Source organism: Paenibacillus sp. USDA918EY (assembly GCF_009870825.1).
GTDB classification, from domain to species: domain Bacteria; phylum Bacillota; class Bacilli; order Paenibacillales; family Paenibacillaceae; genus Paenibacillus_AQ; species Paenibacillus_AQ albilobatus.
The window spans coordinates 95,469-122,379 of sequence record NZ_WTWY01000016.1; the positions used below are offsets into that span (position 1 = coordinate 95,469).

Here is a 26,911-nt window from a genome sequence, read left to right on the forward strand (position 1 = left end):
ATAATAATAACAGATCGACAAATTCCTGGCGAAGAGGTGTCTGAAATGAAAATACAGCTGATCCGCAACGCTTCATTATGGCTCGAATATGCAGGCCATACTTTTCTTATAGACCCGATGTTCAGTAAACAAGAAGCGAATCCGCCGGTTTTTAATACCGCAAACGACAAAAGGAATCCGCTCGTTCCGCTGCCCTCCCCCATGGAAACATGGCTTCAGCCGGATGCCGTTTTGTTGACCCATCTGCACCCCGACCATTGGGATGCCGCAGCCAGCGAAGTTTTGGCGAAAACGGTGCCGGTCTGGTGTCAGCCAAACGAAGCGGATGCCATCCGGGCAGGCGGCTTTACGAACGTCACGGAGATCGGCGAAAGCATCTCATATGAAGGAACGGCGATTTTTCGGACAACCGGGCAACATGGCACGGGCGAAATCGGCAAGCGGATGGGCCAAGTATCCGGGTACGTATTCCAAGCCGAAGGCGAACCTACCCTATACATCGCCGGGGACACCATTTGGTGCGATGACGTGAAAGTGGCTTTGGATCGCTACCGTCCGGATGTGACGGTGGTCAACGCAGGCGGAGCCCAATTCCTGGAGGGCGGGCCGATCATCATGAACGAAAACGACGTGGTGACCCTGTGCCGCTACGCCCCTTATACCCAAGTGGCCGCCGTCCATATGGAAGCGATAAATCACTGTTTCACGACAAGAGCGATGCTACGGGAAAGGCTGGATACCGAAGGCCTTGCCGGCCAGGTGCAGATCCCGATTGATGGAGAGTGGTTCTAATCCTCTTTCGGAGATGCCTTATTCAACATGATTAATGAATCATGCCGTTAACTATAAAGTTCTGCTCCGCAGATTTGCTTCAAATGATGTTCCAGATGATCGACATAGTCGTCGATCACCCACTGCAATGTGACCGTTTGCCCGTCGCCCAACAAAAAAACGTTGTCCAGCCGCTCTGCGGGAATGCGCTCCCACACGGCAGCCACCTGCTTGTTCAAGCTTGACCACAACATCAACACATGATCGAACGGAAGCTCCTGATACCCCATCAGCTGCACCCATTCGTCCTGGGTGTACGGAATGATCTGGTTCGGCTGCGGTTCATACTGGGACCGGACAAATCTTTGCAGGTTGTTCAGCGCGGAGTCGCACAAATGGCCGAGTATTTCCTTGCGGGACCATTTTTCGGGCTGCGGACGCAAGGAAAGCTCCGGTTCCGGCATTTCGCGAAATTTTGCCGGAACTTCTGCAATCGCCTGATTCAAGCGTTCTAAAGCATTTTTCAAAACGTGCCCCCCTCCTTGTGTATTAAATGAGATAAATTTCCCTCTCCCCATTTTACCAGTTTTTCCCGACGAACGCTTATCGTGATTCCCCCCCCGTACAAAAGGCCTGCCTCGGCGTACCGAGAGCAGACCTTTTGTGTAACGCAGATGAAACTTTTATCGGGCTGTATGGTCAATGATCGCCCCAACGATCGTGTCCCAATCTTCCTCATGAAGCTCATGCCCGGCCCCGCTCAGCGAAATCAGCTTGGCACCCGGGATCACTTCGGCCAAATGAACCGCATGCGCGTACGGAATGATCGGGTCCTCCGTGCCATGAATGATGAGCGTCGGCAGGTCGATTTCGCCGGTTCGCATAAGGTACGTCCCGCCGCCTGTAACAAAGGCATGGTTTGTCATGCTGGCCGGACTGACGGCGCGTTTCGCTTCTTTTTCGGATAAAAGCGCGATTTTTTGTTCATCGAACGTACGTCCGGAACCCCGGAGAACTCTCCACCGTTCGATCGAAAAGGAAACAGCCGCCTCCACGTCGGACCAGTCCACTTCTCCTTGCCCGGCAAAAAAACGCTCCACCCTCTCTTCCATCGGCGGCAGCCCCGGCGCAAAATTGGATGTCGCAATCAACGTCACGCTGAGCACCCGTTCCCGATGCCGCAGCGCCAAAATTTGCGTCAGCAGCCCGCCCATCGACATGCCGACGATATGCGCCTTTTCGATGCCGTATCCGTCCAGAACCCCCATCGCATCGTCCGCCAGATCTTCAAACGAATATTCGGGCTGCCCCGGCGCATAGGTGACCGATCGTCCGACGTCGCGGTTGTCGTAACGGATGACGAACCTTCCTCTATCGGCGATTTTCCGGCAAAAATCATCCTCCCACCAAATCATCGATACGGAGGCGCCCATAATCAGCAGCACCGCCGGGTCCTTCGGATCCCCAAAGCTTTCCGAGCAAATGCCGACGCCTCGAGTTTGTATAAATCGTTCCGTCATTTCATATCCCTCCGCTTACTTTGTCATTTGATGAAAACAAAAAACACAGGCTTTCGCCTGTGTCGGTTCGCAGTAATCGGAAACGGAATGAAACGGACGACCTATCGCCGGCTGGGGCAAGATCGCCCGTATCAGCGGCATGCGCTGACGTAACGATCCAACGGCATAAGGTGTGTGAAAAAGCATGAAGCACGCAGCTTCTTCTTTTCCTTATCCCTGAACCAGCAAGATATCGTGTCTAACACAACCGATGGCATCAAGCCGCGGCTGCCGCATATTGATCCTTTTTCCGATTACTGCGCCAACAGCACAGACTTCAAGCATAAAACGATTCGCTTAAAGAGAAACCGGAAAAAAAATCAACACACGTAATCCCTCCGTTCATATCAATTGCCCTTATCCTAACACAAGACCGGATGGATTTCAAATCATTTCCTTTTGGGACGATCCGTTCTGGCCGCTGATCAACACTTCGACGTCCAGCTTGTTGAGCGCATCGATCCATTCCTGGGAGCAGCCGGGATCCGTGACGATCATCGATATGTGCTCGATCGGCGCGATTTGCGCGAACGTCGTGACCCCGAATTTGGAATGATCGGCCACCAAAATGGCTTCTTCGGTGCGCTGCATCATTTTGCGCGACAGCAGCGCTTCTTCCAGATTGTATTCGGTGATGCCGTCCGCCAGCGAAATGCCGCCGGCCGAAATGAAAGCTTTGTTCACTTTAAATTGATCGAGCAGCTGATGGGCGATCGCCCCGGTCGCCGCCTGAATGCCCATATGGACCTCGCCGCCGGCAAAAATGACCTTCCCCTGGAATCCGTCCAGCGCGCACGCCAAAATCGGCACGGAGCTGGTAATGACGGTAACGTCGCCCCGGTCCTTCAGCTCCCGCATAATTTCGATCGTGGTCGTGCCGTTATCGAGCAGAACGGTTTCTCCTTCTCTCACCAAGGACGCCGCAAGCTTTCCGATCGCGCGTTTTTCGCTGCTGTGCATCTGGGATCTCTTCATAAAAGTCGGCTCGATCCGCTCGGAACGGGTTTGAACCGCGCCGCCGTAAACCTTCCGCAGCCTGCCTTCCTTTTCCAGCCGGTCAAGATCACGCCGGATCGTTTCCGTAGAAACGTTGAACATGCCGGCCAGCGCATGCACCTGAACCTTTCCTTTCGTGCCAAGCTCGGCAAGAATGGTTTCGCGCCGCTCCTCATAGGTTAGGGACATATTTGCATTCCTCCTTGCCTGTGCAATTCCAATTGCTTTCATGTGTTTTTTTGTTGTTTTTTTCAGTTTATTCGTTCCGGACAAACGTTGTCAAACGATGAAAAGGCCATGGTCTCATGTATGTGGTCAAAATAAAAAAAAGAATTGACAACATTTTACGCAGGGCATACAATCAACACGAAAACAACACATTTAAACATAAAACAACAACATTTCAATGTTTATTTTTTACAAGGAGGAAACAATTCATGAGCCGCCAATTATCCTTCCGGCAGGACGGAACCTTCACGATCGTACAATTTACGGATCTTCACTGGAAAAACGGGGAACCCGAAGATCATCGCACCCGCGCTTTAATGGAACTTACACTGGATGCCGAGAAACCGGATCTCGTCGTTTTCACCGGCGATGTCATTTATACCGGCCCCGTATCCGAGGGCTACGCCGAATGCGGGAACCCGGAGCAGGCTTTTCGGGAAGCGGTCAGCGCCGTGGAAGAGCGGGGCATTCCTTGGGCCGTCGTTTTCGGCAATCATGACACCGAACAGCGCATTACGCGGGAGGAGCTGATTCGGCTTGCCATGCAGCACGAGCATTCCGTCGCGGAAGCCGGTCCGAAGGAAATTTCCGGCGAAGGCAACTATACGATCGAACTGCTGGATGCGCACGGAAACCCGGCGGCTAACCTCTATTTCCTCGATTCCGGCGCCGTCTCGCCCCTGCCCCACGTCCCCTATTACAACTGGGTGCGGCGCGACCAGATCAACTGGCTGGTACAGGAATCCAAGCGGCTGAATCCGGCCGAAAACGCCGGCAAGCTGCCCGCGCTCGCCTTTTTCCATATCCCGGTCCCCGAATATCAGGAAGTATGGGACACCCAGACCTGTTACGGACATAAGTACGAACCGGTCTGCTGCGCTCCCGTCAACTCGGGATTGTTCACGGCCTTGCTTGAAATGGGCGATGTCATCGGAACGTTTTGCGGCCATGACCATGTCAATGATTATTACGGCACGCTGCACGGCATCCACCTTTGTTACGGACGGGCGAGCGGTTACAACACGTACGGCAGGGAAGGTTTCCGGCGCGGCGCCCGCGTCATCCGCCTGACGGCGGGAGAGTCCGACTTCGCCACCTGGCTTCGCCTTGACGACGGTTCGGTCGTCGCCGAGCAGCCGGTTCATCATCCGGACCAGGACAAAATTAAAGCATAAGGGGTCTTATCATCCATGTTATTCTCGATTTTGCTCGTACTCGCTTCCGGGGTGGCCCATGCGGTGTGGAGCATGTTTACGAAACGGAGCCTGAACAAAGGCGTCTTTTTATGGTCGATCATGATGATCCCTTCCGTGGTTTTGCTCCCGATTTTGGTCGCCGAGCTGTGGCGCAATCCGCTGACTTGGGGCGGTTACGGCCTGCTCCTGTTGTCCGTTGCGCTGCAAGCCCTCTATTCCTGGCTCCTGTCCAAAACCTATGAGCTTGGCGATCTGTCGCAAATCTATCCGATCATGCGGGGCACGAGTACGCTGCTGATCCCGATCATCGGCGTCCTTTTCCTCAAAGAGTCGCTTTCCTTGTACGGTTGGATCGGGATCGTCTGCATGCTCGGCGGCTTTTTCCTGCTCAGCGGACTCGGCGGCAAACGCACCGAAGCCCAGCCGCATGGCTTAAAACCATTTGCGCTGGCGCTTTGCGTCGGATTATGCACGACCAGCTACGTGTTCGTGGATAAGTTGAACCTGGAGAACCTGTCCCCCCTGGCTTTATCCGAAGCGACCAATATCGGTTTCGTGCTCGGGCTGACGCCGCTTGTTCTGGCCTCCCGGCAGCTCCGGCAGGAATGGCGCAAGAACCGTTCCACGATTTTGCTCGGCGCTATTCTGAACCCCGGCTCGTACCTGCTTTTCCTGTTTGCGATGCAGCAGGCGCCGATGGCGCATATCAGCCCGCTGCGGGAGATCGGAACGGTCTTCGCGACCTTCCTCGGCATCCTCATTTTGAAGGAGCAGCAAGGCTTAAAGCGGATCGCCACGTCGATCGTCGTCTTTTGCGGCATTTTGCTGGTAGGCATGCTGGGATAACCGAATTCTAAAATAACCGCCTTGACGGTGAACTGCGCTTCCCATGTTAGATTCCGTCTAACGATTGGGGCGCGGTTCGCTTGGGGGGCGGTTTTTTCATGATCATAGAAATCATTTTTTGTTTAGCCCATTGACAGAAAATAGTTTTGTGAGTATAGTTTTATTAAAACTAATAACAAAGGGTGATGGAACCTTGTACGAACTGCTTGTGCTCTCCCTGCTAATGAAATTTCCGCTGCATGCATACCTTATTTCCAAAATCGCAAACGACACGCTGGGCCCATGGGAGAAAATCAGCCGCGGCACGCTGTCCACGCTGCTGAACAAACTGTACAAAGACGGGCTTATTCAAGACGCGGCGGCTGAGGCTATCCCTTTTCCCACGGAGCGTTCTTCGCGAACATACGAAATTACGGAACGCGGAAAAACACGGTTTTTCGAGCTCATGATGGATACGGAAAAAAACGCCGGCAATTACCCGAAGATTTTCCATATCAAAGCGATTTATTTGGATTTTTTAAGCTTTGAAGATCAACTGTATCTGGTCAGCCATTACATGAAATATTGCGAAAAGGCGATCGACCATATCCGGCAGCAGCAATCCGAGTTTGACGAAAACCCCGACCAAATCGAGCCGATGCAGGACACCCATTTCTACCGGACCATCCGCGAGCTGATGGATCTGCAGATCGATCAGTTGGAGCTTGAACGGCAGTGGGTATTCCGGTTAAAAGAGAAAATCAGTGCCGATTTCAAATCAAATTAATCTTAACTTTTGAGAAAAGAGAGGGATATGTGATGACCCAAAAACAAGCGGAAACGCAAATCAGCGCCTTATTCGACCGGCTGTTCGCCGCCTGGAGCGCCGGAGACGCCAAGGCATTTGCCGGTTGTTTCACCGAAAACGCCGACTACGTCACCTTTTTCGGGCAGCATCTCAAAGGACGTGAGGAAGTCGAAAGCTCCCACCGGCAATTGTTTGACGGCGTGCTGAAGGGGACGCAAATGCAAGGCAAGATCAGCGCCATCCGGTTTTTGAACGACCAGACAGCCATCGTCCACTGCATCGGCAACACCAAAAAACGCCAGCAAAAAAACTATTCCAAAAACAGGGAGTCGATCAACACAAACGTGGTGATTCTGCAGGACGGGGAGTGGAAAATTACCGCGTTCCATAACTGCCGCATCAAAAATTTCAATTTCATTGTCAAATGGCTGATGAACCGAAGCAGCAAATAAGCATGAAAAAAAACGAAAAAAGGGGGCCTCGGTCCCCTTTTTTCGTTCGACTTCTTCCATTCGCTCACCATTAGCGGCAAAAGTAAAGTAACCTTCAGTCTTACCTTGATGCCATGGAATGGGCATATGGGACTATGGAAGCGCCCTGAAGATACATAGTATGATGATCATATTGCCCATGGCCTTGCATCATCTAACAAGGCATTCAAAATACGGGAAGCGTGTGTTTAGAAACGTTTCTTTATTAAGGGGGAATAGGATGAATTTGAATGAGCGGAACCGGCTTAAACTTGAAAGATTGATCCGGGAAAATGAATTCGAGCATGCTTTGCCTTATTTATTGGCGCATACGCGCCAAGGCATCCGGTGCGCCAAAGCCGGTGAGGCGGACGACGATAAGCTGGGCACCTCCCGCATCGGCGGCGACCCCGACCTGCCTTCCCGTATCGAATGGCCCGTCACGTCGGAAGGCGTGCCGATGACCTTTTTAACGCAGCTGAATTTGCAGGAATTTATGGCCGCGAATGAGTCTTCGCTGCTTCCGGCCAGCGGCATGCTTTATTTTTTCGTCGGAGTGGACGAGCCGGCTTACAACATCGAACACCGCGTCATCCATGTACCGGAGGAGGAGCTTGCCTCCGCTTCGCGCCGCCCTGCTCCCGAGACGACCGCGCTCGAAGGCGCTTTTCGCGCATACCGGCTTGAGCCGAGAGCCACGCTTGAACCTCCCAATTATGCTTATGTCGATACCGATCAAGTCGAAAACGACACGGCGGATTACACGGATTACGAAGAGCTCATCTGGTCCATCACGGACAGCCGGAACGGGGACGTGGCTCTGCTATTCGGCTACCCGGACGGGCAGCATGACGACGCCGAATACGAAGCGGCTTTAATGATCCTGACGGGCGAAAAATACGATTACCATACCGGTCATGCCCTTGAGCGGATCGCTGCGCATTTTGGCGGGAACAAAGAAAAAGCGTTGCAGGAAATCCGGGATACGCTGCTGCTTCTCGAAATTGACTCGGACAACGACATCGGCTTTTGCTGGTGGGACGCCGGCGAGCTTCAATTTTTCATTCGCAAAGAGGATTTGCTGGCGGGCCGCTTTGACCGCACCTATTGTTCGTTATATTCGAGTTGACGCTTAGCACATGAATGGAGGGGAAGACACTGGACACGAAAGAACTGCTTCAAGAAGAACAAGACTTCGGATTTGCCCGGGTGTATTCGGTCGAACTGAAATACAGGGAGCAGCCCAAGCTGGATCGGGATCTGCTTTATGCCAACATGGAGCGGTATACCGGGAAATTGGACCAGTCGGAACGGCAAAAGAAGACGGCGGGCCTGGCCGTATGGGAAGCCAATGAAGAAGCGGACAAGGATCTGCTTCATTTTTTCCATTTGAACTACATGGTGCAATATGCGGAAGGAGAAATGCCGGCCCAAACGAGCTTGGTGGAAATCGAAAATCGTTCGGCTGCCGATTACGGCACCGCGATTCAGCAGGCTTGGCACTGGCATGAGGCGGGACAGACGCTGGCGGAATGCGCGCATTCGCTGCTGCTCGTCGATATGATGGCATCCGGGCTGGAGCCGAAAACACGGCTGGAGCTGTTTACCGGTGCGCTGCGGGCGGTGCTCGAAACGGCTCCGTGCGATGCGATCTATTTCCGGGCAAGCGATAAGCTGGTGGAACCCGAAGCGTATCTGGCCGCCATCGAAGAGGGTGCCCGGTTGTATGGCGCCATGAACGTCCGCTTTTACAACGTGGAAGGCACGGGCAGCGAGCGTCGGGAAAGCCTGATGGATACGGTTGGGCTGGCCTCCCTCGGCATTCCGGACGTACAGTGCCATTTTTACGGTTTAAACCCCGATGACGTGGCCGGGACTTTGACCAATATCGGCTACTACCTGTTTGAACAGGGAGACATCATCGGGGACGGGGAAACGATCGGTTTCACCGAGGATATGCGCTGGCGCTGCGAGCATCAATACGCGCTGGCCGCTCCGCGCAGGGTCGTGATCGACCTGGATCCGGGCGAGCCGTATTACGCGGGTAGGCAAGGCGCCGCGCCGACCGAATAGAAGCGCCAAGCCATCGAAACATGAAAACCAGTCCCCCCATCCATTGGCGTTGGGACTGGTTTGTTTGCGTTTTTCTTCAGTGAAGCGTCCTTGCCCGGCCTATTAATATTTCGTCGTCGGCTCCTTGACTTTATCGAAAACGATGATGCCATCGTACTGCTCCTTGGGAACAAACTTCATCGCCATCGGTTCGATGATCTCGGACGTCATGCCGTCCTCCGCGGCGTAAATCGGCTTGAACATCCAGGAATTGTTTTGGTTCGGCGTCTTGTGCCTGGACAAATCGGCGAAGGCGATTTTATACCCGCTTCCCATCATCAGCCGCTCCAAGCTTCCTTTTGGCATCGGTTTGATCGGGAAGGTCTTCTGGGTCGTAATCGTGCTTGCCCTGCCGCTGTTCATGTATAAGCCGATGACGTATTCCTTGTCCTTCAGCTTTTTATGAAGCAGCTCCCCCATGCTCGTAAAACTGTTGACCCATTTCCCATGCTCTTTGACGCTCATTTTCGACGTGTTTTTCGCAAGGTGGTCGTTATGCGCCCACAAAATCACTTTTTTCCCCGGATACATGACTTTCGTTAACCATTCGACGTTGTCCGCCATGATCCGGTCCCGGAACTCATAGCTCTCCTTGGTATCGTACATGCCCATTTCGATAAACTTGATCCGGTCTTCCAGCGTTTTGACGGCAACGTCGACGATATGCGGATTTTGCGGATACGCCGCGGCAAGCTGTTTTTGGTTCTCTTTTATAAACTGGATCAATGCCCTGTATTTAGGCTCGTATTGATCCTTTACCTTCTTGATTTCCTGTATGGCCGCCGGGTTTTGATTGTTGTCCATGCCGTATTCATTGAGGACCTTATACAAATCGGTCATGGCCTGCAGCTCGAATCGGAAATAATCCTGCCCCCGTTCCTTGTCTACCTTGGCAATCCATTCAGCGATCCATTGGGTCAAATAGGCGGACGTAAACTGCATATCGTAACCGGCAAGGTACAGCGGTTTTCCCGTGCTGCGCTGCTCCTTGATGTAATCGAATAAAGCAAGCGTTTCTTTGGAATGCCAGACCGGAAAAATCGAGCGTTCCATCATTTCTTTGGACGTCAGTGTCCCGGCATTTTCGTAGGTCATAAAAGAATCGCCAAGCCCCGACTCAAAGGCGATGACGTCAAAACCGAGTTCCTCATGCAAATATTTGACCAGCCTCGTTTTCATGCTGCTGTATTCCGCGACCCGGTGAAAGTTCTCGCCAAGGCTGACCACGGTTTTGTCTTTTAACAGGGGCTTTAGAAAAGCCAAATCTTTATAGTCCTCCGAAGTCAGGGATTGGATTTCCCGGATATTTGCCTTTAGCCCCGCATTGTTCCCCGCAGCCGCAGCCGCTGGCGGACCGACCGGCGAAAGCGCCATAGCCATGGCCAGCCCCGCCGCGATCACGCCCGTCAATCGTTTCCATGCTCCCATCGATTCTTTTCCTCCTTATAAATCAATTCGATTTTCTCCATCATCGTAACGGGAACTTCTAAAGAATTTATAAAGCGGCACGGCAAATGCCAAATTCGAAACGACCTCCATTCTTTCCGCCGATGTCAACGTAACGGCCTTTAAGAGCACAAAAAAAACGACCCTTCACCGGTAGTGTCCAGGTCGCCTAACCCCTAATATATTCCCCCTTCCCCATCATAAATTAAACCGGTATCCGACTCCCCAAATCGTCTCGATGTACTGCGGCTTGGACGGGTCGGTTTCGATTTTTTCCCTTAATTTGCTTATATAAACAGTCACCGTGGCATTATCGCTCAATGCGTCCAGACCCCAAATTTTCTCGAACAGTTCGTCTTTGCTGAACACCCGGTTCGGGTGAAGGGCAAGAAACAGCAGCAGGTCGTATTCTTTGGACGTTAAGGGAACTTCCGACTCGTTGACGAATACCTTTCGCGACATTTTATCGATCCGGATGCCCCTGACGCGGATTTCATCCTGATATCTCGCCCTGTAATCCGACGTTAAACGCTCGTAACGCGACAAATGCGCTTTCACCCTGGCGACCAGCTCCCCTACGCTAAAAGGTTTCGTGATATAATCGTCCGCCCCCAGCCCCAAACCGCGTATTTTATCGATGTCTTCTTTTTTGGCGGTCACCATCAAAATCGGAATGTTTTTCGCCTGGCGGACGCGCTTGCATATTTCGAATCCGTCCGTTTTCGGCAGCATCAAATCGAGGATGATCAAATCATATTCCTCTTCGAGTGCTTTTTTCAGGCCGGTATCCCCGCTTGCCGCAATTTCCACCCCAAAGCCGCCTGCTTCCAGGTAGTCCTTCTGCACTTCGGCAATGATGTCTTCGTCTTCAATGATCAAAATCCGCTTCATGAGCGCTCACCACCATGACTTGTCTTTGGCAACGTAAAATAGATGCTTGTTCCTTCTCCGGCTTGGCTTTCCGCCCATACCTTTCCGCCTTGCCCCTCGACCATTTGCTTGACGATCGCAAGTCCGATGCCGCTGCCTCCGGTGTCCGTGTTCCTTGAAGGTTCCGCGCGGTAAAAACGGTCGAAAACATACGGCAGCGATTCCTTTTCAATGCCCGCGCCGTTATCCGTGATTTTGACCGTCGCCTCGCTTGCGCCGTCGAACAGTTCCAGCCTCATTTTTTTGTCCGCTTTGTCCAAATACTTCAAGCTGTTGTCGATGATGTTCATGATAACCCTGCGCAGCTTCTCGCGGTCGGCAACCACCTGAACAGGCCCGCCGGCATTCGAAGAAAATCCGACCGCAACGCCTTCCAGGCGCGGATCCAGCCGGAGCTCTTCGGCACAGTCGCGCATATACGCGGCAAGATCGACTTGTTCCAAATGGAACGGCAGCCGCTTCAAATCCAATTTCGAAAACAAAAGCAGCTCGTCGATGAGCCGATCCATATCATCCGTTTTTTTCGCGATCATTTCGATATATTTTTCCCGCTTCTCTCCTTCCGCAATGCCGTCCTGAATCCCTTCCACGCATGCTTTGATGCCGGTGATCGGCGTTTTCAGGTCGTGGGAAATGCTGGAGATCAGCTCTTTGCGGTTTTCTTCGTATTGCAGTTGCAAATGGATCGACTCGTTCAACCGGAAACGCATTTCTTCAAAAGCCGCCCCCAGCTCCCCGATTTCGTCTTTCCGCTGCAGGTTCACCTCATGGCTGAGATCCCCTTCTTTGATTTGTACCGCGGCATGTTTTAAGGCATACAAAGGTCTGATCAGGTTTCGGGACATAAGAAAGGTTAAAATGCCGTTCGTTAACCCGATAACAATAATCAGCGATAAAAGAAGAAGCGGAAAAAGCTTCCGAAACCCGGCCAACAGCGGCCTCATATCCGTAAGCAAATATACCTCCCCGCTGCTGCTGTCGGCAAACCCGATATCGAATTTCTGCACCGCAAAGCGGTTATTCCATTTGCCCTTGCCCCAATCATGTTCCGACGGTTCCACCTGTGTTTCCTGAAGCTTTTGATATAAATCCTTCTCGTCCACAAGAGAGGACGCGTACGTAATTTGTTGATTTTTGGTTACGACAAGTCCGACTTGCAGCCTTTTTAATTGTTCATCCGTCGACGTTAAAAACTTCAGATCCGCAAACCGGTCGGGGTCCGTCCGTGCCATGAATTTTATGCCGGCAACCAGATCGCCGCGTTCGTTGGTCGTTTTCCAGAAGACTTGATTCCCGCTCCCATCCGCATTTTTCAGAAACACGGAATAAAGCCCCAGGGCAACCAAAACGAACAGGATGACCGGAATAACCGTCATGGCGATATAGGAAAGCAACAGTCTGGTCTTGATGGACACCGGGCATTCTCCTTACCATTGTTTTCGTTCGAACAGCAGCAGTCCCGCCGTATAAGCCATTATAATATAAGCGAGAAGAAAGAAAAATGAACTGAACAGTTTTCCGGCGGGAGCCACGCTTCCGGTCCACAGCACATGCCAATCCGAATAGGAAAAGACGGACCAGGCCGAAACTTGCGGCCAAATCAAAGGCAGCAGCTTGGCGGCCGCATAGACGAAAACGATCGTGGTCAACGCGCCGCTGCCGTTCCGGAAACATTGCGCGATAAACACCGACAGCAAACCGATCGCCGCCATCGGCAGAAAAGCAGCCGGGTACGCTTTTACGCTGTCCGCAAAACCGCCGGTCATTCCGTCTCCCGCGATCGCCCATCCCGAAACGCTCGAAACGATCCAAAGCGCCGCCAAATAAATCGCTGCGTAAACCATGAGGGCAAGCACCTTGGCCGCAAACGCTTTGGCTCGCGTGATAGGCCGAACGAGAACAAGCTTCATCGTGCGGGCAGCCGCTTCACCGGAAAAAGAATCGACGGCCGTGACGGACAACATCATCGGGAGCAGGAAAAACGTGAACAGATTCAGCATCAGCATCGGCAAATCCCCTCCAAGTCCCCAGACGACGCTCGTTTTGTTTTTGAGCAGGGAAAGCAGCAGGGTGGAAATGACCGGGATAAGGAGGGTAAGAAGCAAAAAGACTTTGGTTTTGCGCCTGCGCCATATTTTCTCGATTTCATTGATCGTATTTGCCTTTAAACTATGCATGTTGTTTCGCGTCCTTTTCCTCTTGGATTTGGGCCAGAACGAATTGCTCAAGCGTAGTTCCGCCCTGCAGCAATTCATCCACGTTCCCGGTGCGGATCAGGCTTCCGTTATGCATAATCCCGATCTTATTTGCGATCATGCCGAGGTCGTGCATCAGATGGCTCGCAATCAAAAACGTAATTCCCTGCTCCTTGGACAGCCGCAAAATCGTATTCCGCACATCGGCCATCCCTTCGATATCGAGGCCATTGGCCGGTTCGTCCAACAGGACCAGCTCGGGGTTCGACAGCAGCGCCGATGCCAGCCCCAACCGCTGTTTCATGCCCAGCGAATATCCGCTTACCCGTTCATGTTTGTATGGGGCAAGGCCGACCTGCTCAAGCACCTGATCCATTCTCGTTTTCGGCAGCTCCCTGTAAAACCGGGCGGACAGCTTCAAGTTATCGTACGCGCTCATATATTCATAAGCATCCGCCGTTTCAATCAGGCAGCCGACGCGGCCCATCGCCTGTTCGAAAGCCTCCGCCACCGGATGCCCGAAGATGCGGACGTTTCCTTCATCCGGACGAATCAAACCCAAGATGATTTTGAGCACCGTCGTTTTGCCTGCGCCGTTCGGACCGATAAAACCGAATATATCCCCCTTCATCACGTCAAAGCTGACATTGCGGACGCCGCGCCCGTTCGAATAACGTTTGGTCACATCTTGCACTTCCAGCAATGTATCCATATTCGATCACTCCTTTAGAAGAAACGCTTCAATGCGAAAGGCAACGGGGCGGTTTGCCGCCGCCCCCGGTTGCCTTGCCCCTTAGTGATGCCAGCCCCGCTTTGGCCCGTCGCCTTGCATTTCCTTAATCGGTTTCCCCGTCAAATCCACACGGTCCGGAGTCGTTTGGTTGTAATCCGAAAGGCCGATATGAATTTGAACGGAAAGATCATGTTTTTTGCCTGTGTCATCCGTGCCGGTAATGCTGATTTCCGCCGTCTGCCGTTCAAGAATTTGATCCGGATTGATCTTGGCGTCGAAATTGATTTGTTCAACCTGGATATGGTCGGTCAGCTTCGGAAGGCTGGGATGCCATTCGGAAGACGGATGTGAAACCCCAGCATCCTGTTTCCAGCTTTTATGTTCCCAATCCCCGCTGCCGGCCTTGGATGCGACCAAAGATCCGAGCGCGTTGACGACGGCGGGAATTTGGCTTCCGGAAAGATGCAGCTCGGCCTGCTTGCTTCCGTCCGATTCATTTTCAACCGTGGCGAGATTCCGGATGTTCCCCATGAGCGCGTCGACCACCTGCTCGGCCGCTTTCGGCATGCCTGGGGCTGCATCCGTGCCGTCTTGATGCTGCCATTTGGCAGCATTTTGCGCCACGACCCGATATTCCTCTTGATCCCCGCTTTTGAAAATCATCTTGCCGTCCTGCCTGAACGCCTGCATCTCGTGAGTCTGTTTGCCGTCATTCATTGAACCGGACATGCTCATCGTTTGCAGCTTATGATTCATTTTGATGACCGCCGCGCCCGACAGCACTTTCGTTCCGTTATCGGTCACGGTCACGTCCACATGGGAAGTCATGCTTTGCACCGTTTTCGTGTTTTTTACCGCCGTTTTGTATGCGTCATAACCCGAAGTGCCCGCCATCGCCGAAAAACCGCTGGAAAGCAGCATGACGGCGCCCAAGCCGAAACCGGCTGCAACAGGTAACCATTTTTTTCTCATCGCTATTCTCCGTTTACGTTGTATTCGAAAGCTACCGGCCGGCTGCGAATGTTTATTACCTCACCTCCATGATCCGATTTGCCGAAGCCTTCTGTCATTCATCATATCCGCCAGGTCTAAAACGCCTCTAAATCAAATCTAAAAAAAGTATAAAAACGAAAATCGAAATTCAGTAACCCGGCGAATCAAAGGATATGTAACTAAAACAAAAAACACCGTCCGGTTCGAACGATGTTAAAAGCAGTTCCTCTTCAGGCCGTTATTTTGTTAAAAAACGCATTAACGTATCGGCATCCGGAAGTCCGTATTTTTCATCACCCTCGTCTTGCACGATGAGGCTGTTCAAGATGGTCAAATACCAGGACAGTATTTTCCGTGGATCTCCGGGGGAAAACTCGCCCAATTCCTGTCCCTTCATAAAAACGGGAACCAGCAGATCCGTCATCATGCCGGGCGGAAGCTGCGCAAAGATCTGTCTGGCCTCCTCCGGAATATCGTCCGCCTTGCGGGCCCGTTCGATGAACATGAACGAATATTTATCCTGCGGATTCAGCATGTTTTCGGTTAAGCTTCGGATTTGCTCATAAGGGGTGCCGGGCACATGTTGTGCTTCATCAAGCTCCCGCTTCGCTTCTTCCATCAACTCCTGGATAAGCGTAATAAACAGTTCGTCTTTGGACTGAAAATACCGGTAGATAAGCCCTTCGCTGATCCCCGCTTCTTTGGCGATGCTGCTTGTTTTTGTTCCTTTGTATCCACGGCGGGCAAATTCTTTAAGCGCCGCTTGCTTGATTTGCTCCCTGCGTTCGTCGCGGATTTGATCGAGCTGCTGTCTGTTTAATGGAGACAATGGTTTCACCCTCCGGATATTACAAAAATTATGTCCATTATACCATTAAACGGGTATAGGGATGTCTTTCTGAGCCCAAGCTGCCGGAACCGCAAGCGGCCGCACTCTCGTGATCAGCTCCTCCAGAAACTGGTCGGCCCGGGCAAAACATGCGAGATGGCCCGCGCTTCGGATGAGGGCGAATTCTTTCCGGGGAGCTTGAAGCTCGTCGTAAAAAGTCTTTGCCAGTTCCGTCGGGGTGATGATGTCCGAATCTCCTTGAAAAATGAAGACCGGCAGCTCGAACCGCATCCCTTCTTTTGTAAAGTCCATGCGCATCATTTCATGGAACAGATGGCCCAGTGTAAAACTCATCCCTTTAAAAATATCCATCATGTCGCGTATTTGATGCTCCGGGGAAGATAGCATGGAAGGCATAATGAGGTCGGTAATCATGTTCGGTACATTTTGAATCGATTTGACGAGTACGCGATTTCTTTTGTCGTAATCATGGCGGCTCCAGCTGGAGGGATCCGGACCCATTTTTTCAAGCAGCTTCACGCCCTTGGCATTTCCGGCTGCCCGGACCGCTTGAAGGGATATTTCATACATCCGGTCGGGATGCCCGGGGACATTTTGATCCGTGCCGACATAGGCGTAAAAAAGGGCCGGGCGATGTTGTGCCATTCTGACGCCAATCAGGCTGCCGACAGAGCTTCCGATGAGAATGAGTTTGGAATGGCCAAGCTTCCCCAGCAGGTACTCCGTCACTTCAATCCCATCCGCCGCCAGCAGATCGAACGTAATCGTTCCGCTGCCTTCCTTGCCGTTTAGGCCGAAGGTTTTCCCCGCTCCCCGCTGATCCCATTGAACGACAGTAAAATGCTTCTCCCATGCGCGGAGCAACGGACTGAAAATGGAATACGGGGAAGCCGGGCCACCGTGGATGAACAGTAAAATCGGGTTGCTCCGGTCTTCCCCGCGGATCGTGATCCATTGATCGATGCCGCCGATGGGGACGTACCGGCTTTCAACGATTTTGTTCGGCGTGTTGATTTGCAGCGCTTTTGCATGGTTGCTCCGGTTTCTTTTACGAAAAAACATTTGGTTTAGCATATGATTTTGTTTCATATTTGACATGCCCCGCTTTCGTTTATGATGAGTGAGTAACTTACTCATCAATAGAATGAGTCATTTTCATCTTTCTGTCAATGGTTTATTTTCATGCCAACGAAAAAACCGAGGAAAACGGGAAGAAAACCTCCACGTTTCACTCGGTTTTTATAGTCTATCGCGTTCCATCAACCCATTGTTTTCTTCGTCGGCTTTCAGCAGCTCGTTGAAGCTTTGGTTAATCCCTATTCAGCGCTTCACTTCACTCCCCGCATCAAGGATGCTTCCGAACAATCGATTCATCCTCTTCCATAAACGGCCAAGTCAAATATTCCGCCGGTAGCTTGCTGACCTCGTCGAGGCGGGCCAATTCGTCCTTCGTCAACTCAATGTCGCTGGCCGCAAGATTGTCTTGAAGCTGATCCGGCCGCTTCGCGCCGACGATGACGCTGGTCACCGCAGGCTGATGGAGCACCCAGGCCAAAGCGATCCGGGCAACGGTGGATTCCCGCTCTCTCGCAATTTCCTCCAGCACGTCGATGATGCGATAGGATTTGTCCAGGTCAACCGGCGGAAATGAAAATTTCGTATGCCGATCTTCTCCCTTTCCCGGGCGGCTGGGGGAGTATTTGCCCGACAGGAATCCGCCCGCGAGCGGACTCCAGACCAATAGCCCCATGTTCTGATCCTTCAGGACGGGGATAATTTCCCTTTCGATTTCCCGGCCGGCCAGGGAGTAATACAATTGGCTGCTCTTGAATTCATGAAGGCCAAGCTGCCGGGAGATGCCGCGCGTCTTCATCGTTTCCCAACCCGTCATATTGGAAGCGCCGATGTACCGCACTTTGCCGCTCCGGACCAAATCGTCCAACGCCCGCAGCGTATCTTCCCAATCGGTCAGCTGATCCGGATTGTGGATTTGATACAGATCGATATAATCGGTCCCCAGCCGTTTCAGACTTTCCTCCACCTGACGGATGATATGGAGCCGGGATAAGCCGATATCGTTCGGGCCGCTTCCCGTACGTCCCCTCACCTTCGTGGCGATAATCACGTCCTGCCGTTTTTTGCCGAGCGCTTTGCCGAGGATTTCTTCGGATCGTCCGCCGGCATAAATATTCGACGTATCAAAAAAATTGACGCCCGCCTCCAGTGCCTGCCCGACGAGCACGGAAGCCTCCTTTTCGTCGAGCGAGCCGAAAACGCCCCACTGTTCTCCGCCGCCGAAGGTCATGGTACCGAGCCCGATTTCCGACACAAGCACGCCGGTATTGCCGAGTAAATTATATTTCATCTTTTATTTCCTCCTGGTTTTGTTTTATATTGATGGAGACGGAGGCACGAATAAAAAGACGCAAAAAATAAGCGGTTCAAACAAAAAAAATTTCCGATGGATACAGGGGTGAGCAATATGTCCGATCGCATCGAAACCAAAACCCCAGCCCGCACGGCAGAATCCATCACGCCGGAAATGCTGTGGGAACAATATCACGGCCCGATTTTGGGCTACGTCAAACAAAAAACGAATCGCCATCCGGACGCCGAAGATATTGTGCAAACGGTGTTTATAAAGGCTTATCGCCATCTGCCGCAGCTTCAGGACAAAACCAAGCTCCGGGCCTGGCTGTTTCAAATTGCGCGAAACGCGATCGCGGACCATTTCCGCAAGGAAAAGCCGACCGACGAACTGCCTGACCATATGCCCGATCCGGAGTCGTCAGCGCCCGACGGTTATTCGGAAGAAGCCATTGCCGGCATGAAGGGCGTATTTCCTTATTTGCCCGATAAATACCGGGAAGCCTTGGAATTGTCCGAATTGAAGGGAATGTCTCAAAAAGAGCTTGGCGAGCGTCTGGGCATTTCCTATTCAGGCGCTAAATCCAGGGTCCAACGCGGCAGGGAGATGGTTCGTGATTTGATGAACAGCTGCTGCGAAATCCAAACCGACCGATACGGCAACATCATCGACTATCGCACCGTACTGCCGAAGCCGGTCGTTTACGGACGAGGGCAAAAAGAGGCATTACGGTGCTGCACCCGGTCTTGATCAGAAGCAGACTCAAGGTTATGAAATGGCACGCCATATACGGCGTGTTTTTTTTATTCTCCGATGGGAGGATAAATTTCCCATAATGTCGAATGGTACAAGGATTTGTAAAATAAAATCGACCGCAAAAGAGGGGTTATCAACTTGAACTTAAAAAAATCATTGCTTGTCATGGCATTAGGTGCCTTCACGTTTGGCTTAAGCCCGGCTTTTGGCGCCCATCAAGCCTCCGCCGCAGGCGAAGATCAGCTGCAAATCAAAGACATCGTCGGAAAAAACACGTATTTGATGAGCGACGGATCCATGTGGACGACCGTTACACTGCTTGAGGGAACCCGCACCATTCATACGAAGGGAAACATCGAGACCATTTCCGGGAATCTGTACGACGGTCTGGGGATTACAAAAGACGGGCGCCTGGTGGAATGGGACATGGGACTGGCCCCTCACCAAGTGGAAGGCACGGCAGGAGTCAAGCAGGTATCCGGCTCCTACTGGCTGAAATCGGACGGAACGGTCTGGAGCGGCCAAAGGAAGTTGAAAAATCTAAGCGGCATCGTGCAAATCGCTTACGGGGAAAAAGATTTTGCGGCGCTGTCCCAAAACGGGGACCTGTTATTCGAAGACCCGCACAAGCAGGATACTTACAAAAAATTCGGCACCGTCGCCGATCCTTCTTCGGTCAAGTCCATGGCGGTGCATGACGACCGCGTCGCCCTGCTGTTCAACAGCGGCGAAGTCGTGCTTTACGAAGGCTCGAATTTTGACGACAACGGAAAAATCATTCCGGTCACCATTGCGCAGGATGCGGTCCATATCACGTATGTTTCGGCCGATCCCACCGACGTGCTCGTCGTGACCCGGAAAGACGGCACCGTCTGGTTAACGGGGGAATATTCCAACCGCTGGAAGCTTACGAACCAGGTACAAGGATTAAGCGACGTAGTTAGAACCTCGGTAGACGCCTATGCGGACAAGCTTTCCGAAGGAATTTACGCGCAGCGCAGCGACGGAACATGGGTGTTCAGCAAAGATGGCGAAACCAAGCCGATTGGCGTTCCTGCGGTTACGGCCGTTTCGGTCACGCTTTCCGATAAGGAGCCTTTCGTCGGGGATTCAGTCGAGGTTTACATCCAGGAAACCTATTCGAACGGGGCTAAAATTAAGGTGCCGGTGCGCGAAGCCAAACTCGACATGGACAAACCGTACCTGCTTAAGCTCCAAGCGGACGGCAAGCTCAAAGCCGCGGGCGTGGGACAAACGAAACTTACGGTTACATCCGGCGGCGTGTCCGCGAGCGTGACCGTATCCGCAAGTCTCCGCGATCCGCTGAAATTCGCCAAACAGGTGAACGGCACCGTCTTTCTTCCGGTGAAGGCCGTATCCAAGGCGCTGGGCGGAACCGCAGCCCCTTCGGGCGACGGATGGAACGTGGCGTTCGGCGATGATTCCCTATCGTTCAAAGCCGGCAGTTTATCGGCGCAATTCGGCGGCAAGGACGTGCAGCTCAAAGCCGCTCCCTTTACCGAAAAAGGAGAAACGTACATCCCCGCTTCCCTGTTGGCCGACACGCTGGGAGCGAAGGTAAGCTGGGATGCCAAGTGGAAACAGGCGGACATCGGCTTCGGCAGCGCCAAGATGACGGTCGTTTCATCGGAAACTGCCGGCCTGATCAAAAAAGCGATGCAGGGCAGCTTGGCCAAATTCATCGGAAAATCCTACTGGGTGAACGATTTTGCGGACTGGGAGAGATTCTCGAAGGTTACCGTGACCGACGTGCTTCCAACGGATACCGGAAGTTTCGACATCGTCTTCAAAACGCCGGCGGGCAAAACGCTTAAGAGCTATTCCATGAGCTCTTCGGAAGTCATTCAGGTATTGACCGATTCCAACAACTTTTTGAATTACGATCCTTATAAAAAATACAATTGGTCCTCCTCCGTTTGGAAACAGATCAAAGCGAGAAACGTGACGCTGGGCATGACCAAACAGCAGGTTCTGCTTTCCTGGGGAAATCCGATCGCCAAAGATATCCAAAAGGTGCAAGGCAGCACCATTGAAACCTGGGGTTATGCGAGCTACGATTTCGTTTCCTTCCTGAACGGCAAGGTTACCTTGATCATTATGTAATCCCGAACTTGGCTGCAATCCTGAATGCTATGCACGAAAAAAACCTCCAGGCTTTTTGTCTGGAGGTTTTTTCGCTTGAATGGAACGAGGAGTGATCAACCATACAATCTGTTCCAGATTTTAAAAAAATTCATCTTTACAACGTTAGGAGTGATTGCGTGTCCACTAAAATTCTTTTTTGAGGTATATAAAGACAGAAATGAAAAAGGAAAGAATGTACATGATAACGCCAAATATGATGTATATGATCGGAACGGATAAAGATGGATCACTACTTAAATTTGACAGTGGCGATTGTTCTATCAGATATCCAACCACTCCTTGTAATCCAATAGCAGCAAAAAGTCCCCCAATTGCACCTCCAATGACAATGGCATCAGATTTTTCCGGGCCAATCATATAGAGGAGCGGATAAGCTATCGCACCGGCAAAGAGAACGATGAAAATCCCAAAAGAGACGATTTTGAATATGTCATCCATTGGCGTATCTGAGATCAGACCATATATATAAAAGATGCCATACGATAATAAAGCTCCGATCATTGCCACAAAAAAATAGAAAAGGTAGTGGCTTTGTACAATATCGTTTCTGGTAACCGGTAGAGTAAGCACGTACTTATCATAACCAGACTTGCCTTCATATTTTATAATTTCAAGTGCAGGCATCGCTATAAGCAAGATAATTAACATAGCAACAAAACGGTGCATCGAAGCATCTCCAAAATAAAACATGAGTCCGGACACCAATACCGCTATTCCTGCGTAAGCAAAAAAACTTCGATAAACAAGGTAATAATTTGTCAGTAATAGCCCTGTCAATTATTTTTCACTCCTTGTTAATAGGACGCTTACTTCCTCCATTGAGATGGTTTTAGCTGGAATTCCTTTTGGCAATGCCTGTTTATCCGATATAAGTACATTGAAATAAGAACCGCTGGTCCTTTTCGCTACAACTATATCTTTGTCGAGCAAGGTTAGTTGTTTCTCATCAATATCTACAATTGCGTAACTTTCAAAAATGTTATCCTTCTCTTCGTTTAATAAAATTTCGCCATCTTTTATAAAGACAACATGGCTGGCTATTTTCTCGACATCGCTCATAATATGAGAAGAAAGCAATATCCCCCCCTTACTTGTACTCACAAAGTTCTTTAATTCATCTAACAATTCTTCCCTTGATGAGGGATCCAGCCCTCCCGTCGCTTCGTCTAGAATTAATAATTTTGCATTATGCGACAACGCAACAGCTACGGAAAGCTTCATGGACATCCCGCGCGAGAGTTTATTTACTTTCAGATCTGTCGGTAAAGAGAATGCATGAACCAGCCGATAAAAATGGGCTTGATCCCAAGATTTAAACAGTTTTTCAAAAACTTTGTTCAGCTGCTTTATTGTAAGATGAGCCGGTAGATTCATAGCATCAAACACGACTCCAATTTTTTCCTTCAACTTGGCATGCTTATCTATATTTTCTTCGCCGAATATTTTAACTGTACCGCCATCTTTAGCAATTAGACCTAGTATTGCCTTGAATGTTGTTGATTTGCCTGCACCATTATCACCAATGAAGGCAACAATTGATCCGGACGGCACATTGAACGTAACATCTTTTAAAACAACTTTATGACCAAATGATTTTCTAACGTTTTTAATTTCTAGAAGGTGTGGCATCGTTTCACTCCTAACTACGAAGTCGTCCTACCTTGGAGAAATTCGAGTCGACCGGTTCCCTATATAACTCCCTCTCCCTTTAATTTCATTCAAATTTCAATCCCACTTTCTTTTGTGCAGCAAATATGTTGTTGGCATCTTATGTAATTTATTACATTATATTTATAACCTTTATACAAACTTACAATAACTTAGTTAAGTAAGATGAGTCAATATGACGGCTGAAATTACGTAATGAATTACGAAGTGCCTCCCTTGGAAAAAGCATACGGCAACTCTTGGGCAAATAAGAAAAATAAAAAGTATCAAGGCTCAAGCGGGTTATGAAAGACTTGCTTCCAGCCGAAGCGGCATGGAATAAGTGAACGACGAAAAACTTTTACGTCCGGTTTACGCAGGCTTGACGAAGAATAAACATGCATCCCTCAAGATAAAAAGGACAACTTGAAGTTCATTTAAATAGAGGGAGACATGACTGCAATGATGAAAAAAACCGCGCTTCTGGGCGCTGCATTCTTTTTGACCGTATCGCCGCTGGGCGCTGCCATGGCCGAAGCCAATGAGGTTCCCCATACAAATACCGTTTCTGTCCAACATCATGCGAAGCAGGGTGCTTTTACGGGCGCGACCGTGGAGAGGGCAAAAAACGGAGCCCTTACGATTCATTGGAAGACGTCGGCCGACCTTGGCCCGGTCAAAGTATATTGGAGCACCGAACCCGACGGGGGCTGGAAGGAATTGGCGCGTACCTATTCATCTTATGGCGGTTTGCATACGGCCGACCCGAATCCGGGAAGCCGGGTGTATTTTAAAATCAAGGGCGGCAACGGCTCCGAGATCAAAACCGCTGAACGTCTGCTCCCCCTTCAAGGCGCGACCAATTTCCGCGATCTTGGCGGTTACCGAACGGCGGACGGCAAAACCGTTAAATGGGGCAAGCTGTTCCGTTCGGACGAGCTGGCCGGCTTGACCAAGGCCGACATTACTTTTCTTCAGAAAAGCGGGCTGAAAACGGTCATCGATTACCGTACCGACGATGAAGTGAAGCAAAAGCCCGACCCCGCCATCCAAGGCGTTACATATGTCCGGAATCCGGTTTTTGGGCAATCCGGCAGCGGAACCGATATTTTCGCGTATATGGCCGCAGGCGAGTTTGACAAAATGGGCAAACCCGGCGACGTGCTGATCGCGGCAAACCGGGACATGGTGGATCATCCTGAGGCTTACAAGAAACTTTTTGACATGATGCTGGACCCTGCCACAACCGCTTTCGTTCAGCATTGTACCGCCGGCAAAGACCGTACCGGGCTCGGCTCGGCGCTCATGCTCCTCGCGCTTGGCGTTCCGAAGGAAACGGTCGTGCAGGATTTTCTGCTCAGCAATCAATACCGCGAAGGGTACAACAAAGCAGCCGTGGATGCCATGGTGAAACAATTCCAACTGACGGACGAAAACGCCATCGAGATTATCCAAGCGCTGATGGATGTTCGCCCGGAATACATGAACGCCGCTTTCAATGAAATGGTCAAAAAATACGGCTCCATCCAAGCTTTCTTGGAAAAGGGAATCGGTCTGAGCGCAGCCGAGCAGTCCAAGCTGAAAAAAATGTATCTCGAATAGGCTGGATCAGTGTTTGAAATTTAAAAGGACATGAGCGGAAAAGGACGATCCTCGCAGCGGTTCGCTGCAGAGGAGCCGTCCTTTTGCATTCACGGACTCATAAGCCGAAGTATTTGCGAAAGCAACAAACATAAAAAAACAAGTTGAAAGTATGATCTGCGGAAGGAGTGGCGGATAAAAACACTCCGCTTTAGCATGCTTCCACAAGACGAAATCGTGCAGTTAGCTTGGCTCATGCTCAGTACGAGGCAAAGCAGTCTGAATTCGATCATCCTGTTTCTGCAGGGGTTCTCCGCTGGGGCGTATATGCTTAAGCCGGGCCACGACGAAGATGGCTACCATGACCAATAAGACGGCGCTGATCATCGCGACGGTATTTAGTCCGTTGTTAAAAGCATTTCGAGCCGATGCAAGCAGGGTCGCATGAAGCGGATCTGCGAGCTTTTGGGCCGCTTCCGTCGCACCGATCAGCGAGTCGCGCGCAGCCGCGGCCGCCTCGGGAGGAAGCGCAGCCGGTATCGCGTCCGCCATCTGATTGCGGTAAACAACGGTGCCGACGCTCCCTAGAACCGCGATCCCCAATGCAAAACCGACTTCAGCGCTCGTTTGCGATAAAGCCCCTGCAGCGCCGGCTTTCTCGGGCGGAGCGGATCCGATGATCATATCGGGCGTTAACGTCATGAGCGGGCCTGACCCGAAGTTCGTAAGCGCGTAACCGAGCATCAAACCGGCAAGGCCGGAAGATGCCTCGACCCGGGTAATGAGCCAGAGGCCGGTCACCGAAAAAACCATCCCGATTCCAATCAGATAGGCAGGGCGGATTCGCCGTGCCATGAGCGGGGATAACAGAAAGCTCGCCATTTGCGCCGCTACCGCAGGCAGCAGCCACATCGCCGCTTTTAGCGGGGTTAACCCGCCAACGAGCTGAAGATATTGCGTAACGAGCAGCATGATCACGCCCATGAGGAAGGGGCCGAAAAACTGCCCGCTCATCGCCGTGCTAAGCGCACGGTTTGCAAACAAGCGCAGATCCAGCAGTGGATTCGTCAGCCTCCGTTGACGCTGCACAAATACGAAGCCGAACACGCTCCCGGCCATGATCGCCGCAATATTTATCGGCTGCAGCCCGCTTTGGGATAATCCCTTCATGCCATAAACAATCGGCAACATCGCGGCGAGCGACAGACTGACGCTAATAAGATCAAGGCGACTTTCATTTGCGTCCCGGTATTCGGGCAGCAATAAAGGGCCGAGCACAAGCAGCAGCACCATAACAGGAACCCCGATCAGAAATACGGACCCCCACCCAAAATGCGCCAGCATGATGCCGCCAACCACGGGACCGATCGCCGCCCCGCCCATGCAGCCGACCATCCATATGCTGATGGCAAGGCCTCTTTGCTTGGGATCATGGAACATCGTGCTGATCAGCGCCAAGGTTGAAGGCACTAACGTCGCTCCGGCAATGCCGAGTACGGCCCGGGATGCGATCAGCATTTCGGCACTCGCCGCGAACGCGGCGCAGATGGAGGCGATGCCAAATACGGCTGATCCCACCAGAAGCACCTTGCGGCGACCGAAGCGGTCGCCCAAGGTACCCATCGTAATCAAAAATCCCGTAAGCATTAACCCGTAAATATCCATGATCCACAATTGCTGGGTGCTGCTGGCCCCCAGATCCGCGCTTAAATACGGCAGCGCCAGAGCCAGCACAAAGATATCGATGGAAATGAGCAGGCTTGTTAGCACCAATACGCCAAGCCCGACCCATTCCCGTGTGCCGGCCTTATCGTCCCTCTTCATTGCTTGCTCCCAAATCGTATGTATGGAGCAGCACTTCTCCCAGTTTGTCCAGCATAATTTTCGTTCCATGCTCGCGCTGCGCCACCGTATCATAGCCGTCAAGGAAAACGCACTGCTCCGTGTAGATGAGCCGGGTTCCGTGTTCCGCCTGCTTGAACTCCACCGTGACCACGGATACCGATATCCGCGTTTCCTCTTGGTCCAACGAATAGGAATAGATGATACGCTCATCAGGTACGATCTCCTGAAAGCAGGCGTCAAAGGTAAACACCGGTCCTCCTGGCGGGCCCCCGCGGTTGAACTCCCGCCCGCCGACGAGAAATTCAAATGTTTCGGACTTTTGGAACCATTGGCTTTTGATTGCAGGGTCCGACCAAGCCGCGAACGCTCGGGCAGGCGCAGCCTCATAGTTTCTTTCAATGACAAAAGTATCATGCGTCGCAAAATGTTTGCTCAC

Annotated in this window: 26 protein-coding genes; 10 read left to right on the forward strand and 16 right to left on the reverse strand. The window is 51.6% G+C overall.

The genetic code is table 11. The features are described 5' to 3' along the window. Positions 1-45: 45 nt before the first annotated feature. Complete coding sequence (locus GQY55_RS24590) at positions 46-792, forward strand: MBL fold metallo-hydrolase (protein WP_160044559.1); 747 nt, start codon at positions 46-48, stop codon at positions 790-792. Positions 793-839: 47 nt separating this feature from the next. Here the strand turns inward: GQY55_RS24590 and GQY55_RS24595 are convergent, their stop codons facing one another. From GQY55_RS24595 to GQY55_RS24605, 3 genes are all read right to left on the reverse strand, one after another. After that, positions 840-1,298 carry a DinB family protein gene (locus tag GQY55_RS24595; RefSeq protein ID WP_160044560.1) on the reverse strand — a complete coding sequence of 153 codons (459 nt, stop codon included), beginning with the start codon at positions 1,296-1,298 and terminating at the stop codon, positions 840-842. 156 nt (positions 1,299-1,454) lie between these two features. Then, entirely contained in the window at positions 1,455-2,291 is an 837-nt protein-coding gene (locus tag GQY55_RS24600; protein WP_160044561.1) for an alpha/beta fold hydrolase, read from the reverse strand. A gap of 423 nt (positions 2,292-2,714) precedes the next feature. After that, a complete protein-coding gene (locus GQY55_RS24605) occupies positions 2,715-3,515 on the reverse strand; it encodes a DeoR/GlpR family DNA-binding transcription regulator (protein WP_160044562.1) in 801 nt (266 codons plus the stop codon). Between the two features lie 248 nt (positions 3,516-3,763). Between GQY55_RS24605 and GQY55_RS24610 the strand changes: the two genes are divergently transcribed. The 6 genes from GQY55_RS24610 (at position 3,764) to GQY55_RS24635 (ending at position 8,926) form a co-directional block, all read left to right on the forward strand. Next, entirely contained in the window at positions 3,764-4,729 is a 966-nt protein-coding gene (locus GQY55_RS24610; protein WP_160044563.1) for a metallophosphoesterase family protein, read from the forward strand. Between the two features lie 15 nt (positions 4,730-4,744). Continuing rightward, on the forward strand, positions 4,745-5,596 hold the full coding sequence (locus GQY55_RS24615) for a DMT family transporter (RefSeq protein WP_160044564.1): 852 nt from the start codon (positions 4,745-4,747) through the stop codon (positions 5,594-5,596). Between the two features lie 193 nt (positions 5,597-5,789). Further along, entirely contained in the window at positions 5,790-6,362 is a 573-nt protein-coding gene (locus GQY55_RS24620; protein WP_160044565.1) for a PadR family transcriptional regulator, read from the forward strand. A 32-nt stretch (positions 6,363-6,394) separates the two neighbouring features. Further along, positions 6,395-6,835: an SgcJ/EcaC family oxidoreductase gene (locus GQY55_RS24625; protein ID WP_160044566.1), complete on the forward strand. Its 441-nt coding sequence runs from the start codon at positions 6,395-6,397 to the stop codon at positions 6,833-6,835. 259 nt (positions 6,836-7,094) lie between these two features. After that, positions 7,095-7,982: a YwqG family protein gene (locus GQY55_RS24630; protein ID WP_160044567.1), complete on the forward strand. Its 888-nt coding sequence runs from the start codon at positions 7,095-7,097 to the stop codon at positions 7,980-7,982. A 14-nt stretch (positions 7,983-7,996) separates the two neighbouring features. Next, positions 7,997-8,926, forward strand: coding sequence for a DUF4261 domain-containing protein (locus GQY55_RS24635; protein ID WP_160044568.1), 930 nt, complete (start codon positions 7,997-7,999; stop codon positions 8,924-8,926). 102 nt (positions 8,927-9,028) lie between these two features. Here GQY55_RS24635 and GQY55_RS24640 read toward each other — a convergent pair whose 3' ends face one another. The 9 genes from GQY55_RS24640 to GQY55_RS24680 form a co-directional block, all read right to left on the reverse strand. Beyond that, positions 9,029-10,393: an erythromycin esterase family protein gene (locus GQY55_RS24640; RefSeq protein WP_160044569.1), complete on the reverse strand. Its 1,365-nt coding sequence runs from the start codon at positions 10,391-10,393 to the stop codon at positions 9,029-9,031. A 216-nt stretch (positions 10,394-10,609) separates the two neighbouring features. Then, positions 10,610-11,302 carry a response regulator transcription factor gene (locus GQY55_RS24645; protein ID WP_160044570.1) on the reverse strand — a complete coding sequence of 231 codons (693 nt, stop codon included), beginning with the start codon at positions 11,300-11,302 and terminating at the stop codon, positions 10,610-10,612. Further along, positions 11,299-12,756 carry a sensor histidine kinase gene (locus tag GQY55_RS24650; protein ID WP_160044571.1) on the reverse strand — a complete coding sequence of 486 codons (1,458 nt, stop codon included), beginning with the start codon at positions 12,754-12,756 and terminating at the stop codon, positions 11,299-11,301. The genes GQY55_RS24645 and GQY55_RS24650 overlap by 4 nt, the downstream gene beginning before the upstream one ends. A 12-nt stretch (positions 12,757-12,768) precedes the next feature. Then, entirely contained in the window at positions 12,769-13,518 is a 750-nt protein-coding gene (locus tag GQY55_RS24655) for an ABC transporter permease (RefSeq protein WP_160044572.1), read from the reverse strand. Beyond that, positions 13,511-14,248, reverse strand: coding sequence for an ABC transporter ATP-binding protein (locus tag GQY55_RS24660; protein ID WP_160044573.1), 738 nt, complete (start codon positions 14,246-14,248; stop codon positions 13,511-13,513). Before GQY55_RS24660 ends, GQY55_RS24655 begins: the two co-directional genes overlap by 8 nt. An 81-nt stretch (positions 14,249-14,329) precedes the next feature. After that, entirely contained in the window at positions 14,330-15,241 is a 912-nt protein-coding gene (locus GQY55_RS24665; RefSeq protein ID WP_160044574.1) for a hypothetical protein, read from the reverse strand. Between the two features lie 259 nt (positions 15,242-15,500). Beyond that, positions 15,501-16,091 (reverse strand): TetR/AcrR family transcriptional regulator, encoded by a 591-nt coding sequence (locus GQY55_RS24670; RefSeq protein WP_160044575.1) that lies wholly within the window; start codon positions 16,089-16,091, stop codon positions 15,501-15,503. A 45-nt stretch (positions 16,092-16,136) separates the two neighbouring features. Beyond that, positions 16,137-17,174: an alpha/beta fold hydrolase gene (locus tag GQY55_RS24675; RefSeq protein ID WP_236575840.1), complete on the reverse strand. Its 1,038-nt coding sequence runs from the start codon at positions 17,172-17,174 to the stop codon at positions 16,137-16,139. Between the two features lie 283 nt (positions 17,175-17,457). Further along, positions 17,458-18,477 carry an aldo/keto reductase gene (locus GQY55_RS24680; RefSeq protein ID WP_160044577.1) on the reverse strand — a complete coding sequence of 340 codons (1,020 nt, stop codon included), beginning with the start codon at positions 18,475-18,477 and terminating at the stop codon, positions 17,458-17,460. 117 nt (positions 18,478-18,594) lie between these two features. Here GQY55_RS24680 and sigZ point away from each other — a divergent pair, with 117 nt between their 5' ends. Both sigZ and GQY55_RS24690 read left to right on the forward strand, forming a co-directional pair. After that, on the forward strand, positions 18,595-19,230 hold the full coding sequence (gene sigZ / locus GQY55_RS24685) for an RNA polymerase sigma factor SigZ (RefSeq protein WP_236575841.1): 636 nt from the start codon (positions 18,595-18,597) through the stop codon (positions 19,228-19,230). 144 nt (positions 19,231-19,374) lie between these two features. Next, positions 19,375-21,360 carry a stalk domain-containing protein gene (locus GQY55_RS24690; protein WP_236575842.1) on the forward strand — a complete coding sequence of 662 codons (1,986 nt, stop codon included), beginning with the start codon at positions 19,375-19,377 and terminating at the stop codon, positions 21,358-21,360. A 165-nt stretch (positions 21,361-21,525) separates the two neighbouring features. Here GQY55_RS24690 and GQY55_RS24695 read toward each other — a convergent pair whose 3' ends face one another. Both GQY55_RS24695 and GQY55_RS24700 read right to left on the reverse strand, forming a co-directional pair. Continuing rightward, positions 21,526-22,179, reverse strand: coding sequence for an ABC-2 transporter permease (locus GQY55_RS24695; protein ID WP_160044578.1), 654 nt, complete (start codon positions 22,177-22,179; stop codon positions 21,526-21,528). Beyond that, entirely contained in the window at positions 22,180-23,031 is an 852-nt protein-coding gene (locus GQY55_RS24700) for an ABC transporter ATP-binding protein (RefSeq protein WP_160044579.1), read from the reverse strand. It lies immediately after the preceding gene. 480 nt (positions 23,032-23,511) lie between these two features. Between GQY55_RS24700 and GQY55_RS24705 the strand changes: the two genes are divergently transcribed. After that, a complete protein-coding gene (locus GQY55_RS24705) occupies positions 23,512-24,651 on the forward strand; it encodes a tyrosine-protein phosphatase (RefSeq protein WP_160044580.1) in 1,140 nt (379 codons plus the stop codon). A gap of 222 nt (positions 24,652-24,873) precedes the next feature. Here GQY55_RS24705 and GQY55_RS24710 read toward each other — a convergent pair whose 3' ends face one another. Together GQY55_RS24710 and GQY55_RS24715 are read right to left on the reverse strand one after the other, a co-directional pair. Next, positions 24,874-26,454 (reverse strand): MFS transporter, encoded by a 1,581-nt coding sequence (locus tag GQY55_RS24710; protein ID WP_160044581.1) that lies wholly within the window; start codon positions 26,452-26,454, stop codon positions 24,874-24,876. Continuing rightward, on the reverse strand, positions 26,438-26,911 hold the full coding sequence (locus GQY55_RS24715; protein WP_160044615.1) for an SRPBCC family protein: 474 nt from the start codon (positions 26,909-26,911) through the stop codon (positions 26,438-26,440). Before GQY55_RS24715 ends, GQY55_RS24710 begins: the two co-directional genes overlap by 17 nt.

What these genes read in the sequence shown, in the direction of transcription:
- GQY55_RS24675 (WP_236575840.1), bottom strand. Translation starts at nt 17,174, where the DNA reads ATGTTTTTTCGTAAAAGAAACCGGAGCAACCATGCAAAAGCGCTGCAA.
- GQY55_RS24660 (WP_160044573.1), bottom strand. Translation starts at nt 14,248, where the DNA reads ATGGATACATTGCTGGAAGTGCAAGATGTGACCAAACGTTATTCGAAC.
- GQY55_RS24630 (WP_160044567.1), top strand. Translation starts at nt 7,095, where the DNA reads ATGAATTTGAATGAGCGGAACCGGCTTAAACTTGAAAGATTGATCCGG.
- GQY55_RS24600 (WP_160044561.1), bottom strand. Translation starts at nt 2,291, where the DNA reads ATGACGGAACGATTTATACAAACTCGAGGCGTCGGCATTTGCTCGGAA.
- GQY55_RS24605 (WP_160044562.1), bottom strand. Translation starts at nt 3,515, where the DNA reads ATGTCCCTAACCTATGAGGAGCGGCGCGAAACCATTCTTGCCGAGCTT.
- GQY55_RS24710 (WP_160044581.1), bottom strand. Translation starts at nt 26,454, where the DNA reads ATGAAGAGGGACGATAAGGCCGGCACACGGGAATGGGTCGGGCTTGGC.
- GQY55_RS24705 (WP_160044580.1), top strand. Translation starts at nt 23,512, where the DNA reads ATGATGAAAAAAACCGCGCTTCTGGGCGCTGCATTCTTTTTGACCGTA.
- GQY55_RS24665 (WP_160044574.1), bottom strand. Translation starts at nt 15,241, where the DNA reads ATGAGAAAAAAATGGTTACCTGTTGCAGCCGGTTTCGGCTTGGGCGCC.
- GQY55_RS24700 (WP_160044579.1), bottom strand. Translation starts at nt 23,031, where the DNA reads ATGCCACACCTTCTAGAAATTAAAAACGTTAGAAAATCATTTGGTCAT.
- sigZ (WP_236575841.1), top strand. Translation starts at nt 18,595, where the DNA reads ATGTCCGATCGCATCGAAACCAAAACCCCAGCCCGCACGGCAGAATCC.
- GQY55_RS24610 (WP_160044563.1), top strand. Translation starts at nt 3,764, where the DNA reads ATGAGCCGCCAATTATCCTTCCGGCAGGACGGAACCTTCACGATCGTA.
- GQY55_RS24625 (WP_160044566.1), top strand. Translation starts at nt 6,395, where the DNA reads ATGACCCAAAAACAAGCGGAAACGCAAATCAGCGCCTTATTCGACCGG.
- GQY55_RS24645 (WP_160044570.1), bottom strand. Translation starts at nt 11,302, where the DNA reads ATGAAGCGGATTTTGATCATTGAAGACGAAGACATCATTGCCGAAGTG.
- GQY55_RS24680 (WP_160044577.1), bottom strand. Translation starts at nt 18,477, where the DNA reads ATGAAATATAATTTACTCGGCAATACCGGCGTGCTTGTGTCGGAAATC.
- GQY55_RS24590 (WP_160044559.1), top strand. Translation starts at nt 46, where the DNA reads ATGAAAATACAGCTGATCCGCAACGCTTCATTATGGCTCGAATATGCA.
- GQY55_RS24640 (WP_160044569.1), bottom strand. Translation starts at nt 10,393, where the DNA reads ATGGGAGCATGGAAACGATTGACGGGCGTGATCGCGGCGGGGCTGGCC.
- GQY55_RS24655 (WP_160044572.1), bottom strand. Translation starts at nt 13,518, where the DNA reads ATGCATAGTTTAAAGGCAAATACGATCAATGAAATCGAGAAAATATGG.
- GQY55_RS24635 (WP_160044568.1), top strand. Translation starts at nt 7,997, where the DNA reads ATGGAGGGGAAGACACTGGACACGAAAGAACTGCTTCAAGAAGAACAA.
- GQY55_RS24615 (WP_160044564.1), top strand. Translation starts at nt 4,745, where the DNA reads ATGTTATTCTCGATTTTGCTCGTACTCGCTTCCGGGGTGGCCCATGCG.